1 pseudogene is annotated in these 337 nt (G+C 73.3%); it reads right to left on the minus strand.

Going from position 1 to position 337, the window contains the following annotated elements:
• Positions 1-282, minus strand: a pseudogene (locus UK12_RS34225) (ABC transporter ATP-binding protein); the annotation flags it as partial.
• Between the last annotated feature and the right edge of the window lie 55 nt (positions 283-337).

The following is a 337-nucleotide window of genomic DNA, read 5'->3' on the forward strand; positions in this document are numbered from 1 at the left end:
GACGTGGACCTTGCCGCTGGACGCCTGGAGGGTGAACTCCTCGACCGAGGAGTCGGCGATCAGCCGGCGCCGGCCGATCACGATCAGGTGCTCGGCGGTGCGTCCCATCTCGCTCGTCAGGTGCGCGGAGCCGAGCCCCCTACGGCCCTCCGTGGCAAGGTGCTGGACCAGGTTGCGGACCCACAGGCTGCCCCCGGGGTCCCCCCCGTTGCCCGGGTCGTCGTCGATAAGCGTTGCCGGGTCGCCGTGCAGCGCCGATGCGATCCGCAGCCGCCCGCGCATGCCCACTGAGTAGCCACCGGCCCGCACGAGGGCGACCTGGCGCACACCGCCGCCG

It is taken from the genome of Saccharothrix sp. ST-888 (assembly GCF_000955975.1).
In the GTDB taxonomy this organism is placed as follows: Bacteria; Actinomycetota; Actinomycetes; order Streptomycetales; family Streptomycetaceae; genus Kitasatospora.